The 14,236-nt window shown below is 59.3% G+C and carries 14 protein-coding genes; 4 read left to right on the forward strand and 10 right to left on the reverse strand.

Going from position 1 to position 14,236, the window contains the following annotated elements; genetic code table 11:
• Nucleotides 1-168: a hypothetical protein gene (locus AC5I5B_RS00550; RefSeq protein ID WP_155272865.1), complete on the reverse strand. Its 168-nt coding sequence runs from the start codon at nt 166-168 to the stop codon at nt 1-3.
• 78 nt (nt 169-246) lie between these two features.
• Here AC5I5B_RS00550 and AC5I5B_RS00555 point away from each other — a divergent pair, with 78 nt between their 5' ends.
• Complete coding sequence (locus AC5I5B_RS00555) at nt 247-873, forward strand: hypothetical protein (RefSeq protein ID WP_112958713.1); 627 nt, start codon at nt 247-249, stop codon at nt 871-873.
• Here AC5I5B_RS00555 and AC5I5B_RS00560 read toward each other — a convergent pair.
• The 6 genes from AC5I5B_RS00560 to AC5I5B_RS00585 all read right to left on the reverse strand — a co-directional run bounded on the left by AC5I5B_RS00560 (nt 765) and on the right by AC5I5B_RS00585 (nt 6,951).
• The gene (locus tag AC5I5B_RS00560; RefSeq protein WP_112958714.1) at nt 765-1,568 is read right to left on the reverse strand and encodes an aspartate/glutamate racemase family protein; all 804 of its coding nucleotides are present in this window, start codon (nt 1,566-1,568) and stop codon (nt 765-767) included. The genes AC5I5B_RS00555 and AC5I5B_RS00560 overlap by 109 nt on opposite strands.
• Before the next feature lie 11 nt (nt 1,569-1,579).
• Complete coding sequence (locus AC5I5B_RS00565) at nt 1,580-2,398, reverse strand: ABC transporter permease (RefSeq protein ID WP_004432890.1); 819 nt, start codon at nt 2,396-2,398, stop codon at nt 1,580-1,582.
• 4 nt (nt 2,399-2,402) lie between these two features.
• Nucleotides 2,403-3,314: an ABC transporter permease gene (locus AC5I5B_RS00570; protein ID WP_003508215.1), complete on the reverse strand. Its 912-nt coding sequence runs from the start codon at nt 3,312-3,314 to the stop codon at nt 2,403-2,405.
• Nucleotides 3,315-3,383: 69 nt separating this feature from the next.
• Nucleotides 3,384-4,673, reverse strand: coding sequence for an ABC transporter substrate-binding protein (locus tag AC5I5B_RS00575; protein ID WP_059758747.1), 1,290 nt, complete (start codon nt 4,671-4,673; stop codon nt 3,384-3,386).
• A 30-nt stretch (nt 4,674-4,703) separates the two neighbouring features.
• Complete coding sequence (locus AC5I5B_RS00580) at nt 4,704-5,789, reverse strand: ABC transporter ATP-binding protein (protein WP_112958715.1); 1,086 nt, start codon at nt 5,787-5,789, stop codon at nt 4,704-4,706.
• Between the two features lie 181 nt (nt 5,790-5,970).
• Entirely contained in the window at nt 5,971-6,951 is a 981-nt protein-coding gene (locus tag AC5I5B_RS00585) for a 3'-5' exonuclease (RefSeq protein WP_112958716.1), read from the reverse strand.
• A gap of 190 nt (nt 6,952-7,141) precedes the next feature.
• Between AC5I5B_RS00585 and AC5I5B_RS00590 the strand changes: the two genes are divergently transcribed.
• Nucleotides 7,142-8,044: a hypothetical protein gene (locus tag AC5I5B_RS00590; protein WP_112958717.1), complete on the forward strand. Its 903-nt coding sequence runs from the start codon at nt 7,142-7,144 to the stop codon at nt 8,042-8,044.
• A gap of 36 nt (nt 8,045-8,080) precedes the next feature.
• On the opposite strand, the gene AC5I5B_RS00595 is transcribed toward AC5I5B_RS00590, so the two are convergent.
• The 3 genes from AC5I5B_RS00595 to AC5I5B_RS00605 all read right to left on the reverse strand — a co-directional run bounded on the left by AC5I5B_RS00595 (nt 8,081) and on the right by AC5I5B_RS00605 (nt 11,663).
• Complete coding sequence (locus AC5I5B_RS00595; protein WP_236775591.1) at nt 8,081-8,392, reverse strand: hypothetical protein; 312 nt, start codon at nt 8,390-8,392, stop codon at nt 8,081-8,083.
• A 267-nt stretch (nt 8,393-8,659) separates the two neighbouring features.
• Nucleotides 8,660-9,553: a lytic transglycosylase domain-containing protein gene (locus tag AC5I5B_RS00600; RefSeq protein ID WP_112958718.1), complete on the reverse strand. Its 894-nt coding sequence runs from the start codon at nt 9,551-9,553 to the stop codon at nt 8,660-8,662.
• A gap of 325 nt (nt 9,554-9,878) precedes the next feature.
• A complete protein-coding gene (locus tag AC5I5B_RS00605; protein ID WP_112958719.1) occupies nt 9,879-11,663 on the reverse strand; it encodes a methyl-accepting chemotaxis protein in 1,785 nt (594 codons plus the stop codon).
• 490 nt (nt 11,664-12,153) lie between these two features.
• On the opposite strand from AC5I5B_RS00605, the gene AC5I5B_RS00610 reads away from it, so the two are divergent.
• Both AC5I5B_RS00610 and AC5I5B_RS00615 read left to right on the forward strand, forming a co-directional pair.
• Nucleotides 12,154-12,627 carry a VOC family protein gene (locus AC5I5B_RS00610; RefSeq protein ID WP_112954108.1) on the forward strand — a complete coding sequence of 158 codons (474 nt, stop codon included), beginning with the start codon at nt 12,154-12,156 and terminating at the stop codon, nt 12,625-12,627.
• 248 nt (nt 12,628-12,875) lie between these two features.
• The gene (locus tag AC5I5B_RS00615; RefSeq protein WP_003508201.1) at nt 12,876-14,219 is read left to right on the forward strand and encodes an extracellular solute-binding protein; all 1,344 of its coding nucleotides are present in this window, start codon (nt 12,876-12,878) and stop codon (nt 14,217-14,219) included.
• The last annotated feature ends 17 nt before the right edge of the window (nt 14,220-14,236 follow it).

Raw genomic sequence — 14,236 nt, forward strand, 5'->3', positions numbered from 1 at the left:
TTACTTGCGAACCGCATCCTGAACGATGACGCCTTTGGTGATGCTGTCACCCATCTTTGCACCCACATATCGGCCGTCTTCAAACAGGAGCAGCGCCTCGTCCGCGCGTTCGGAGACTTCGGCGCTTTCGCCACCGTCATGTGCGCCGTCGGCCTCGGATCTGTTCATGGCGGGCAATTTACGCTGGCGGCGGTTCAGGCAGTTGTCGTTCCACCTGGCTGGGCATCCAGCCGCAGGACACGCGCATTGATCGACTGGCTGGAACTGGAAGATACAGCGCAGCGGCACCCGCCAGGCGGCGATAATCGCGAGCGGCCGTGGAGCCTGAATGGCTGGCTCATTGCGGCAATCGAGACGCTCGCCACGGCCTATCTCACCGCGGCTTCGCCATGGGGAATCTCCCCGGCAATGGAGGCATCAGACGAAGAGGCTATCGGAACAGACGCCGTTATCGACGGTGTGAGCTGGTCACTGCGGCACGCGCAGGACTTGTCTTTTCTTTCGGAGGAGATGCGGATGTTCCTTGGGCATGCGCCCGGTTTCCCCATCCTGTTGGACTTGCTGTCGGCCGCGAAAACAGGCGCTTGCGATGCGACGGGTTGCGCGTTCTCCCGCAAGGCGGCCGCCCGTGCGTACGGGATCAGCCGCGCTCACGTTACGGCCATGCTTGCCAGGGCCGAGCGGTTCAACATGCTGATGAGAAACGGATCAAGAATAGTTCTGAGCGATCCGGCATTGCAGAATGTCCAGCGCGATCTGGCCTATCAGCTCGCCTTCGTCGTTTTATGGACGGAGGCGGCGAAAACGTCTCCGCCGTCTGCCGATGGCCCGGAGAGCCTGTCCGGCCGAAATGCCTCCAGCAATCCGCGATAGGGCTTGGTGAGCGGCGTGGCATAAGCGCCGCGCTTGGCGGTTGATAACCCCATCGACACCAGCGATTCCGCCTGTTTGACGGCCGCCGCGACGCCATCGACAACCGGTACACCGAATTCATCGCGCAGTTCGGCGGCAAGGTCGGCCATGCCGGCGCAACCGAGCACGATCGCCTCCGCCCTGTCCTCTTTCAGCGCCAGCGAGATTTCCTCCCGCAGCCTTTCGCGGGCGTTCGAGCCGGGATCTTCCAGCGACAGGACAGGAATATCGGCAGCGCGCACGTTGCAGCGGGCGGACATGCCGTAACGGTGGACGAGATGTTCCAGAGGCAGCCGTGAGCGTTCCATCGTTGTGACGATGGTGAATTTCTGCGCGATGAAGGCGGTGGCGGAGACCGCCGCCTCGCAGATGCCGATAACGGGAATATCGGCGAGCGCGCGGGCCGCATCGAGCCCGGTATCGTCGAAACAGGCGATGATCGCCGCGTCGGCTCCAAGCGCCGGCGCCTTTGCCAGCTCCAGCAGCAGGCCGGGCACGGCGAAAACCTCGTCGTAATAACCTTCGATGGAGACAGGCCCCATGGACGAGGTGACGGCCAGTATGTCCGTATCGCGGCCGGCTATCCGCGTCGCGGCGTCGGCAATGGTCGCGGTCATGGATTGCGTGGTGTTGGGATTGATGACGAGAATGCGCATTTTACGTTTCTTTATCCGCGCGAATGGCGGCGATTGAGCGTGACGATCAGGCCGAGCGTGGCCGCAATCACCAGGAAGGAAAACAGGGTTGTAACAGCACCGAGCGCATAAAGCACCGGCGTCGTGACATTGGTGGTCATGCCGTAGATTTCCAGCGGCAGCGTGTTGTAGGTGCCTGACGTCATCAATGTGCGGGCGAACTCGTCATAAGAAAGCGTGAAGCCGAAGAGGCCGACGCCGATCAGGCTCGGCGCGATCATCGGCAGCACCACATGGGCGAAGGTCTGCCAGGAGGATGCCCCGAGATCGCGGGCCGCTTCCTCATAGGACGGCGAAAACCGGTTGAAGACGGCCAGCATGATGAGCACGCCGAAGGGCAGCGTCCAGGTGAGATGCGCGCCGAAGGCGGACGTATACCATGACGGCTCCAGCCCGAGCTGCTGGAACAGAACGCCGATGCCGAGCGAAATGATGATCGACGGCACCACCAGGCTTGCGACCGACAGATAGAACAACGGCGTCGCACCGATGAATTTGCGCCGGAAGGCAAGGCCCGCCAGCAGCGAGACCAGCACGGTAACGGCCATGACCATCAGCCCGAGAGCGAAGGAACGGCGGAAGGAGCCGCCGAAATCGCCGACGGCCTGCTGTTCGAAAAGATTGCCGAACCAGTGCAGCGAAACGCCGTTCAGCGGGAAAGTCAGGCCGCCATTCGGCCCCTGAAAGGCGAGGATGAGGATGGCCGACAGCGGACCGTAAAGAAACAGCACGAAGAGGGCGAAAAAGAAGGCGAGGATATAGAATTCGCGGCCGCGTTTTTCCTGATGCATGGGATCAAAGCTCCTTGCGGATATCGACGATGCGCAGGATGCCCGCGACCATCAGAAGAACGAGGATGAGCAGGATGACGGCGTTCGCAGCGGCGGCCGGATATTGCAGCAGCGACATCTGGTTCTTCATCATCAGCGCCACCGAGGCGCTCTGACCGCCGGACATCACCTGAACCGTGGAGAAATCGGCCATGACCAGCGTGACGACGAAGATGCTGCCGATGGCCATGCCGGGCTTGGCAAGCGGAATGATGACGTTGCTGAGCGTCTGCCAGCCCGTCGCGCCGGCATCCCGCGCCGCCTCGATCAGCGATTTGTCGATACGCATCAGTGTGTTGAAGATCGGCGTGACCATGAACAGCGTATAAAGATGCACCATGGCGAGCACCACGGCGAAATCCGAATAAAGCAGCCATTCGATCGGTTCGGGAATGATACCGGTTCCGACCAGGGCGCTGTTGACGAGGCCGTTTCGCCCAAGCACCGGAATCCAGGAAATCATGCGGATGATGTTCGACGTCAGGAAGGGCACGGTGCAGACGAGGAAGAGCACCATCTGCATGGTGGTGGTGCGGATGTGGAAGGCGAGGAAATAGGCGACCCAGAAACCGCAGAACAGCGTGATGGCCCAGACCACGGCGGCATATTTCAGGGTGTTGAGATAGGTCTGCCAGGTGACCCAGGAGCCGAGCGTTTCCAGATAGTTGAACGTCACGAAATCCGGATACATCTGGGCGAAATCGTAATCCCAGAAGCTGACGACGGCGATCATGAGGATCGGCAGAGCCAGGAAAAAGCCGAGGATCAGCAAAAGCGGAGCGGCCTGAACATAGGACACGAGCTTTTGCGGCAGCGCGAAGCTGCGGGGCGGCCTGTCCTTTTTGTCGCTGACGCCGATGAGTCTGACCGTCACCATCATGAAGCCTTTCGCTGTTTATGGGCAGGCACCGGCGGCATTGACCGCCGGCGCCGTCTTTTCAGGACATCAGGCCGCGATGAATTCGTTCCAGCGGCGGACCATGTAGCGGTCTTCATCCATGACGGAGTTCCAGCACGCGACCTTGCCCATGCGTTCCTCGAAGGAGCCGCCATCGCGCACCGCGCCGGCCTTTTCCATGACCTTGCCGTCGGGCGCGATGATATCGCCCTGCGCCGGCTTGCCTTCGACCCAGTAGCCCCACTCGTCGGCGGTCATGTGCTCCTTGGCCGTTTCCATGGCGGCGGAATAATAACCCTGACGGTTGAGGTAAGCGCCGACCCAGCCCGAGGTGTACCAGTTGATATATTCATAGGCCGCATCGAGTTTCGCGCCCGAAAGGTGCTTCGCAAGGCCAAGACCGCCGCCCCAGGAGCGATAACCTTCCTTCAGCGGCTGGTATTTGCAGGCGATGCCCTTGGAACGGACCGCCGCGACGGCGGGCGACCACATGGACTGGATGATGACTTCGCCCGACGCCATGAGGTTGACGCTTTCGTCGAAGCTCTTCCAGAAGGCGCGGAACTGGCCGTCCTTCTTCGCCTTGATGAGGAAGTCGATGGTCTTGTCGATCTCCTCCTTGGTCATGTTGCCCTTGTCGGCATATTTGATGTTGCCCATGGCTTCCATGATCATCGCCGCATCCATGATGCCGATGGAGGGGATGTTGAGAATGGAGGTCTTGCCCTTGAACTTCGGGTCCATGATATCGGCCCAGCTGGAGATATCGCGGCCGACGAGATCGGGGCGGATGCCGAGCGTATCGGCATTGTAGATGGTCGGGACCATGGTGAAATAATCGGTCTCGCCCTTCGCAAATGTCTTGTCGCCGGGCTTTTCGACGAAACCGACGGTGTGCGGGGCCGTGCCCTGCGCCACGACGCTGTCTGGCTTCAGCTTGCCGTTTTTGAACAGCGGCACGATCTTGTCGTAATATTTCAGCTTCTTGATTTCCATCGGCTGGATGACGCCGGCCGGATAGACCTTCTTCAGGATCCAGTATTCGATATCGGCGATATCGTAGGAATTCGGCTGGGTGACGGCGCGCTGGGCGGCGGCATCCGAATCCGTCGCCGTCATTTCGAGCGTGATGCCGAGATCGGCCTTGCACTTTTCGGCAATGGCGTTGAGGTTCGACACACCGGTGCCGAACTGGCGAATGGTGATCGGGTTCTGCGCCCAGATGGTCGGGAAGCCGGTAATGAGGCCGGAGCCGATTGCGGCACCCGTGGCGGCTGCGCCCGCCTTCAGGAGGCCGCGGCGGGACAGGCCCTTTTTGCTGTTGGTGGTATCGGTCATTTCAAAGTTCTCCTCTGGTTATTTTTGGGGTCACTTCTCTACCCGGCCGAGCACGATGGCATCGGCCGCATTCCATGAAAGCGGTATGGCGTCTCCGGTCCTGACCGGATTTTCGAAGAAGGCGGCATCGCTGAGGATGACGTTGAAATCCTCGATGCCCGCGCCGGTTACGGCGATCTTCACGCTTGCGCCGCGATATTCGACATTCGAGACGATGCCGGTGAAACCGAGGCCCGGATGGTCTGCTTCGCCGACGCGGACGCGGTCGGTGCGCACGGCGATGTCGACTGCGCCGTCATCGGGGGCGACGCCGCTTGCTGTGAAAGTGCCGCCGCCCACCACTTCGAGCGTGACGAGATCATCTGATTTTTCCCGATAACGCCCGGAAATAACGTTGTGGTCGCCCATGAAACGGGCAACGAAGGCGGTGGCGGGACGCTCGAACACCTCGCGCGGGGTGGCTGACTGTTCGATACGGCCGTCATTCATGACGACGATGATATCGGCCAGCGCCATGGCCTCTTCCTGGCTGTGGGTGACGTGGACGAAGGTGATGCCGAGCGAGGTCTGCAGCTTCTTCAATTCGGCGCGCATGCGGATTTTGAGGAACGGATCGAGCGCCGAAAGCGGCTCGTCCAGCAGCAGCGCCTCGGGATCGGTGATCAGCGCACGCGCCAGCGCCACGCGCTGCTGCTGCCCACCGGAAAGCTGGGCCGGACGCCTGTTGGCATAGGGCTCAAGCTGCATCAGCTGCAGCATCTCAAGCGCCTTCGCCCGGCGAGCTTCCTTGTCCACACCCTTCATCTTGAGGCTGAAGGCGACATTGTCGACGAGATCGAGATGTGGAAACAGCGCGTAGGACTGGAACATCATCGCCGTGCCGCGTCTGGCGGGCGGCAGATCAGTGACGACCGTATTGCCGAGCCTGATATCACCGCTGGAGATGCTCTCGTGGCCGGCGATCATCCTGAGCGTCGAGGTCTTGCCGCAGCCCGACGGGCCGAGCAGGCAGCAATAGCTCCCGGCCGGTATCTTGAGGCTTATCGCATGCACGGCGGTGGTGTTGCCGTAAATCTTGGATACGGAAGCGATGTCGATTGCTGCGGCTTTGCTCATAAACACTCTCCTGCGACGTCTTTGTCATGCAGGAGGCGTGCCAATCGGCTTAGCCATTGATGTAAAATGATATTTTTCTGCGCACCCGAAACCCGTGTGCGGACCTGCTCAATTTTACATCGATTGTTTTCGATTCATTGCAGAAATTGTATGCAATCTGAAGCCCAAAATATCTCGCGTTTCAGCCGGCCTTGAACCTGTCGAAAGCGGTGAGATATTTGACTGTCGGGTCGGCATCCCAGCGGTAGATTTCGGTCCGCAGGAAATGCAGTTCCTCATCGAGCTTTTCTTCAGGCAGTTCCACCCACCAGGATTTCGGCCGGCCATCGGAACCGTCGGACCAGCGATAGCCCCGCTTTTTTAGATGATCCTTCATGTCGAAGGGGCTGTTTTCCGCGTAGAGGCGCACCCTTGACCGCTGGCTCGCCTCACGGAGTTCGGCAAAGGGCGTGCTGCTTTGGCCGGGGCGCGTCTGCTCCAGCACTTCCAGCAGGGCGAAACAATCGTCCACCGCCCTATGGCCGTCGTGGAAATAACCTGACTGTCCGATCAGATAGCCAAGCTTGTTGCCCTCAAAACCACGCACCCGCCAGTCTATTTCCGAAACGGAACAGGCCCAGGCCTTGTCGCGGAAGATGGGTGAGAAGGTCTCGCAAAAGGGGCGGTCGAAACCCGCATTGTGAGCGACGATCAAATCGGCATCGGCAATGAGGGAAGTCAGCCGCGCCATGTCGATCGACTGTCCCGCGACCATCTCGTCGGTAATCCCCGTCAGGCGGGTGATCTCTTCGGGAATGGCAATAGCAGGCTGCCGCAACCCGCCATAGATGCCGGTGACATCGCCGATCGCACCGTTATCGTCGAATGTGAAGGTGATGACGCCGATTTCGATGATCTCGTCCGTGCGATGGTCGAGGCCCGTCGTTTCCGTATCGAGGATGACGCCTTGGCGGGGAAATTCCGGCCTTGGCCGATCAACGACCGTGCGCGGCTGCAGCCGGCGCAGGACACGATAATTGCCGGTGGATTCAAGGTATCCGGCAAGGGTCTCATCGTCCGTAGCGGTCTTTTGGGTCGTTTCGCGACCACCCGCTTTTCGCCCTCTTTCAGCCTGAGGAAGCCGCGCTGACGCGGGTGCGAAAAAATCCAACTGGGAGGTCATTATGCGCCTGTCCGCCTTGCCCGCAAATCAAGATTAAGTACTCCAACATATGCGCACAGGCTCACAGTAACAACAGCGGTCACTCTCATCCACAGGAACGGGATATATCACGGGGTACAGTTAAGGGTTGCGGCTTCAATTTACGATGGTAAAAAAACACACCGTTCCCGTGTTTCAGGAGAGAAGAAGAATGCCGCTTCCATCACCTTCCAACCCGAAAACGCTTGCCGACCAGGGCCAGTTGAAGCTCTTTCCGCTACAAAGCGGCCCGCACTTTGCCAATGTCGGCCTGACCAACGGGGCGAGCGGCATTGTTTTTACGGGCTATACGCGCGATGCGAGTCGGGACAATGAAGCCTTCTCCTGCTGCGGCAGTTACACCCTGCGCAATTCCGTCCACGCCGCGATTGCCGGCACGACCAGCGACAATTGCACGGTCTTTGCCCTGAAGAGCATCATCAACCAGCGCCCCTGCCTGGCGGTTGGGAAATTCGACCCCGATGGTAAGCCGCTGGAATTGTCGAAGTCGGAGTTCGATCAGGTCACCAAACCCCTGTTCCAGTTCGCGGACAAGGTTTCCCCGATCCTCGGCAGCGAGCCGGCGCCCGGCATCCAGATCCGCAGCGGCGACGCCTCCTATAATTATCAGGTGGATGCGCGCAGCGGCCGCTTCCGCTTCACCTATAAGGACGCGATGAACGGCGGGCGTTTCGGATCTTCGGCCGACGGCAATCTCTCTCTCGAGCACGACGGTCATCGCCTCGCCAGAATAAGTGCTGGCGGCAGCTATAGCAGTTCGGACAATTCGATTGCCGCCTCGGCCTATCGGGATATCGATTCCCGCGGCTTCGAGACGACGGTGCGCAGCGGCCAGGCTTCCGCCATGTTCGGAAGAACCTACACGGAAAACGCCATTACACGCAAAATGGGCGTCGGTTACGGCAACACCTCGTTCCGGCGCGAAGACACGCCGGGCGGAACGATCAAGGAAAGCCTCGGGCACAAACTGGACAAGGTCACACTTGAAGTATCCCGCACGCGCGACCGGGCAAAGGGCACCGAATATATGCTGACCATCAAGATGGAGCTCTGAGGCACTCGGGAACCGGAGCGGCTGCGACGGACCTTCTCAGGAGGCTGGACGATTGAGAAGCGTCTCGCAGTTGGCGGGATTGCCGATGATCTCACTCGTCTTGATGGTTGAGGCGGCATTCGCGGTGATCTTGATGATGCAGTCGCGACGATGTTCCTTGATCTTCATGCCTTCGGTTTCCGAGACCCTCGCCTGCCCGTCCACGGTCTTGACTTCGCGCCTATTGCTGAGGCCGGCATAGGTCTCCACATCGACCTTCAGCCAATAGGACTCGGTTTCGCCGTTTTCGATGATAACCTTGTTCGGGCGGCCAAGCCGGGCGATTGCGGCGTCACGCGGTTGCCCCACGAAACTTGCGACCGTGCGGGAGACCTGCGTCTCGTCGGTGCTGGTGCACGCTGCAACGACGACCAGAACGGCCGCCAGACATCAGGTTTCAAACCATTTCATTTCCAGATCATTCCCCACATGCAGCCGACCCCTGTCGGCCAGCATTCGCGGCAAATCTATGCACGATCATTCCCCCCTGAAAGATGGGACGGCCTTCAAGCCGATCAACTTGTTATGATCAGCCTTGTCGCGGGAGGAAGACTTATCGGTCCGACGCGGCCGTTTTTATCGGTTGCGAAACACGGTGCAGGGAACACCCGCCCGCCGGATATCGCCACAAAGGGTGTTGGCTTCGGCTCTGGTTTCGCGGCCGATGCGGGCGGCATAACGCGGCCGCGACCCGAAGTTTCCACCCCTCTGCCGCACGATCAGAGCCCGTTCGGCATTCAGCGGTTCCGAAAGCTGCAGGATCGCCCGGGTGAACAGCCGGTTCGCTACAGCAGGGTTATAATGCGCCGCAAGCTGCACGCCCCAGGGCGCCCAGTCGGCTGATGCAATGAGGACGGGATCGTTCATGGTGCGGGTGTCGGCGAGGCGCACGCAAGCATCGAGGAAAGGGCGGCTGTCATCCAGTGCCGGCGCCGCCTTTTCCGGCGGGTTGTCCTTCCAGGTCTCCACCGGATAACCGGTGATCGCAAACACATAATCCCGGGTCTCGGTCGGCAGGCGGCCGTTGGCGATGAAGTTCCGCAAGCCCGCCTCGCCCGCATTATAAGCTGCGGCGGCAAGGCCGAAATTGCCGAACTGCACATTCAATTCGGAGAGATAACGGGAAGATGCCTCAAGGGCGGCGATGATGTTGAAACTGTCGTCAAGACCGCGAAGCCGCGCCGTTCCCGGCATGAACTGGGCGATGCCTTCCGCCCCCTTCGGGCTGACCGCACTCGCCCGGAACAGGCTTTCCCGCCAGATCAGCCGTGCGAAATAATCAGGCGGAACGGCATGGCGGGCGGCCAGAACCTCCATGGCGTGGCAAAGATCATTATTGTAACTGCCGGCATTGATGCATAATTCCGGCGCGACATCATGGGTGTAGGCGCAGGAAGTCTTTCCCTTGGCGGGCTCTTCTGCTTGCGCCGCGCCGCAGGCTGCGGCCAGCAGACACAGGGCAAGAGCCACGCGGCTTGTCGATATCCCTGCCAAGCGAAAGTCCCCGAAAACTCCAAACGCGATGTGCCGATTATCGGCCAATCCGGAAGATATGCCCAGCTTTCCGGCTTGTCATCACGTATCGAACACCGAATGGACTGGCGTGATCGGATGGGGCGCGGACGGCGGGCAGCGCCTTTCAAGTCAGTAATGGAGGATCAACATTCTGTCGACGTCATCCTCGGCCCTGTGCCGAGGATCTAATCACGTCGAATAAAATCAATACGTTGCAGATCCTCGGGACAAGCCCGAGGATGACGTTGGCGTGATTGGCTCGGCTTGCTGAGGCCTCACCCTAAAAGTCCTGCCACTCCTCATGCTTGACGGCAACCGCAGCGGAACCGCGCGCCGTAAGCGGGCGGGATGCGCTGCGATGCGAGCTCACCGGCGCGGATTGCTGCTCGAAGCCGCTGCGCGCTGAGGCGGAGGATCGGGCCATTTCCTCGAACCGGAATTGCCCGAGAAGCTCGAACAGCGCGGTCGCTTCCCGCGCAAGGCTGTGGCTTGCGGCGGTCTGCTCCTCCACCATGGCGGCATTCTGCTGGGTGCCCTGATCGACGGTGTTGACCGCCTGATTGATTTCCGCAAGCGCCGTGGACTGTTCGCGCGCTGCATCGACAATCGCCACGACATTGGTGTTGATGTCCCGCACCTGCTCGGCGATTTCCTGCAGCGCCGAGCCAGCCCTGGTGACAAGACCGACGCCGTTTTCCACCTGCGTGCCGGAGGCATTGATCAGGCTCTTGATTTCCTTGGCCGCCGTTGCGGAGCGTTGCGCGAGTTCGCGAACCTCCTGCGCAACCACGGCAAAACCCTTGCCCGCCTCACCCGCACGGGCGGCTTCCACGCCGGCATTCAGCGCCAGAAGATTGGTCTGGAACGCGATCTCATCGATCACGCCGATAATGTTGGAGATCTCACGCGATGATTTTTCGATCTGGTCCATGGCGCCGATCGCATCGCGCACCACCTGGCCCGAATGTTCCGCATGATCACGGGCGCGGGCGACAATCTTGCCCGCCTCTTCCGCGCGGCGGCTTGAATCGTTGACGGCAGTGGTAATTTCTTCCAGCGCGGCTGCCGTTTCCTCGATGGAAGCGGCCTGCTGCTCCGTACGGCGAGCGAGATCATCGGCAGCGGACCTGATCTCGTTGGAGCCGGAAGAAATCGCGCCGGCATTTTCAGACACCAGCGTCATTGCCCTCTTGAGCTTTTCCGACGCTGCGTTGAAATCCGTGCGCAATCTTTCAAGCGAAGGGATGAAAGGCTTGTCGATGCTCTGGGCAAGATCGCCCTCGGCCAGATCGGTGAGGCATTGTGCGAGTTTTTCGACATTTTCGACGCGGCCGGTCACATCGGTCGCGAATTTGACGACCTTGAACACCTTGCCGTTGAGATCGAAGATCGGGTTATAGGACGCCTGAATGAAGACCTTGCGGCCGCCCTTGCCAAGCCGCATGAACTCGTCCGCAACGAGATCGCCGCCGGCCAGCCTTTCCCAGAACTGTTTATATTGCGGCGACTGCGTATAGGCCGGTTCGCAGAACATGGAATGATGCCTGCCCTGCACTTCCGCCAGCGAATACCCCAGCGCCGCCAGAAAATTCTCGTTGGCGGTCAGCACCTCTCCATCAGGGGAGAATTCGATGATGGCCTGCGCCCGTGACAGGGCGTCGATCTTGCCCGCATCTTCCGCCGCCTTCAGCTTGCGATCGGTGATATCGGTGGCGATCTTGACCACTTTCACCGGCTTGCCGCGACGAAACACCGGATTGTAGGATGCCTCGATCCAGACTTCGCGGCCGCCCTTGCCGATGCGCTTATATTGCCGCTGATCGAACTGGCCGGCCGAAAGCTTGGACCAGAAGGCCTTGTAATCCTGCGAAGACACGACGGAGGGCTCCACGAACATGCTGTGGTGCCTGCCGACGATTTCCGAAAGCTCATAACCGAGCGCCCGACAAAAATTCTCATTGGCGGTAAGAATCTTTCCCGAAAGGTCGAATTCTATAATGGCCTGGGATTTGGAAAGCGCGGCGAGAACCGCAAAAGCATTGGCACCACGATCAAGAATACTCACGCACAATCCTCCGATTAAAATAGAATGTTTCCATCCAAAATTATTCACGAATATTACGATTACATTATTAAATTACATTTAAGGACAATATTGATTTTTGTCATATGTATTTAAATGGCCCATAAAAATGTCCATTCTCCGGTTTTCCTTTAAAAATTTCAGGCGTGTTCCCGTGGTTGAAGTCACGACGGTGTAACAGTTCTATCGTTACTTTGGCTCCGGGTCCGTAGCTTGCTTTCCGTCTAGATCGCAGGGCTCGGCAATGCATTGGGAAAACATGGCTGATTTGATGGTCGTGTTTGCGGTGTGGGCCTATGTCGGCGGATTTTTTTGGCTGACGGCCCTATTGGCGCTGGCTTAACGGTGGTCGACGCAGCGTTTTCGGAACGTTTGCGCCGCGGCTGCATTTTATGCCTGATGGGGAGCCGGCAATAGGCAAGCAAGTTGCCCGGCGACAGGGGGACGATTTCAACTAGGGAGGATTATGCACGTGGAAAAGAACACGATCTGTATCTGGTACGACAAGGATGCGGAGGCAGCCGCCAGATTTTATGCCGAGACCTTTCCAGACAGCGCGGTAACCGCCGTCCACCATGCGCCGAGCGATTATCCGTCCGGCAAGAAGGGAGACGTGCTGACGGTGCAGTTCACCGTTGCAGGCGTATCCTGCATCGGCCTCAATGGCGGACCGGCCTTCAAACAGAGCGAAGCTTTTTCGTTCCAGATATCGACCGAAGACCAGGAAGAGACGGACCGCTACTGGAACGCCATCGTCGGCAATGGCGGTGAAGAAAGCGCCTGCGGCTGGTGCAAGGACAGATGGGGCGTCTCCTGGCAGATCACGCCGCGTGTGCTGATGGACGCCATGGCCGCCGGCGGCGCGGAAGCCAAGCGCGCCTTCGACGCGATGATGGATATGAAGAAAATCGACGTTGCTACCATCGAAGCCGCACGCCAAGGTTGACTTGCGAGAGATGTTCAGCAGCAAGTAGTGAAACGGGCCAAAAACGCAAACCGCTTGATAAATAAGGATAAATAAAGGTTTTCCGGCTTTTCCGCCGCGCAGATTTGGCTGCGCGGCCAGTCATCATAAAATGTTCAACAAAATGTAAGCGATCCGTCAAAGACGGCTGTTAGCAGAGCCCGTGGCTACGTGCCTGGGACATGAGGTCCTTGCCGAGCAGGCCATCATTCCATCAACGGGGCTAACTCATGAAATCTTCCGCTCTGACTTCCTTCGTGGCCGGCGTCGCCATCGCCGCCGCCTTCGGCGCCACGGCCGCCCAGGCAGAAAAGACCAAGTTCGAATTCTGGTACGGCCTTTCCGGCGATCTTGGTGACCGCGTGCAGGAGACCTGCAAGAAGTTCAACGATTCCCAGGCCCAGTTCGAGATCGTCTGCACCTCGCAGAACGATTACGAATCCACCCTGCAGAACACGATTGCGGCCTACCGCGCCAAGAAGCAGCCCGCCATCACCCAGATTTATGACGCCGGTACGCTGGACATGATGCTGTCCAAGGCTTTCGTCCCCGCCAAGAAGCTGATGGCCGACAATGGCTACAAGATTGACTGGAACAATTATTTCCCCGGCATCGCCAATTATTACGCCACGGCCGCCGGTGAGTTGAACTCGTTCCCTTACAACTCCTCCACGGCCGTCTTCTATTACAATGTCGACGCTTTCGAAAAAGCCGGCATCACCTTCAAGCCCGACACCTGGGAGCAGGTTGAAGAAGCTTCCAAGAAGCTGAAGTCCGCCGGTTTCGAATGCCCGCTCGCCTTCAACTTCGACACCTGGATGCTGATGGAGCAGTTCTCCGCCATCCACAACCAGCCGATCGCCACCAAGGGCAATGGCTATCAGGGTCTCGACGCCGAACTGACGATCAACAAGACCAAGTTTGTCGATCAGGTCAAGTTCTTCAAGAAGATGCAGGACGAGAAGCTGTTCGTCGTCAAGACCAAGCAGCTCGGCATGGACATCCTGCCCGCCTTCACCTCGCAGACCTGCCAGATGTTCATGTCCTCGATCGCCAGCCACGGCACCGTCGGCAAGGCCATGCCTGAAGGCGTGAAGTGGGACGTCGCCATGCTGCCGATCTGGAAGGGCGCGGAGCGTCACAACTCGCTCGTCGGCGGCGCTTCGCTGTGGGTCATGGCCGGTCGTCCGGACGCCGAATACAAGGGTGCAGCCGCATTCCTCAACTTCATCGCCCAGCCTGATATGGTTGAGTGGTGGTCGACCGTTACCGGCTACATCCCGGTTACCAAGACCGGCTTCGACGCCATGAAGGCCAATGGTTTCTACGACAAGGCTCCCTACAAGGGCCGCGAAAAGGCGATCGAGAGCCTGACCTTCACCCCGCCTTCCGAATATACCCGCGGTATCCGCCTCGGCGGTTTCACGCAGATCCGCAAGGAAGTCGCCACTTCGCTCGAAGCCATCTTCATGCAGAACGCCGATATCCAGGCTGAACTCGACAAGGCCGTCGAGCGCTCCAACACCGGTCTGCGCCGCTTCGAAAAGACCTATGAAGGCGCCAAGCTGAACTAAGCACTCTTTCATCGCTG

The organism is Agrobacterium sp. (assembly GCF_059499945.1).

What these genes read in the sequence shown, in the direction of transcription:
- AC5I5B_RS00570 (WP_003508215.1), bottom strand. Translation starts at nt 3,314, where the DNA reads ATGGTGACGGTCAGACTCATCGGCGTCAGCGACAAAAAGGACAGGCCG.
- AC5I5B_RS00550 (WP_155272865.1), bottom strand. Translation starts at nt 168, where the DNA reads ATGAACAGATCCGAGGCCGACGGCGCACATGACGGTGGCGAAAGCGCC.
- AC5I5B_RS00560 (WP_112958714.1), bottom strand. Translation starts at nt 1,568, where the DNA reads ATGCGCATTCTCGTCATCAATCCCAACACCACGCAATCCATGACCGCG.
- AC5I5B_RS00590 (WP_112958717.1), top strand. Translation starts at nt 7,142, where the DNA reads ATGCCGCTTCCATCACCTTCCAACCCGAAAACGCTTGCCGACCAGGGC.
- AC5I5B_RS00575 (WP_059758747.1), bottom strand. Translation starts at nt 4,673, where the DNA reads ATGACCGATACCACCAACAGCAAAAAGGGCCTGTCCCGCCGCGGCCTC.
- AC5I5B_RS00580 (WP_112958715.1), bottom strand. Translation starts at nt 5,789, where the DNA reads ATGAGCAAAGCCGCAGCAATCGACATCGCTTCCGTATCCAAGATTTAC.
- AC5I5B_RS00615 (WP_003508201.1), top strand. Translation starts at nt 12,876, where the DNA reads ATGAAATCTTCCGCTCTGACTTCCTTCGTGGCCGGCGTCGCCATCGCC.
- AC5I5B_RS00565 (WP_004432890.1), bottom strand. Translation starts at nt 2,398, where the DNA reads ATGCATCAGGAAAAACGCGGCCGCGAATTCTATATCCTCGCCTTCTTT.
- AC5I5B_RS00585 (WP_112958716.1), bottom strand. Translation starts at nt 6,951, where the DNA reads ATGACCTCCCAGTTGGATTTTTTCGCACCCGCGTCAGCGCGGCTTCCT.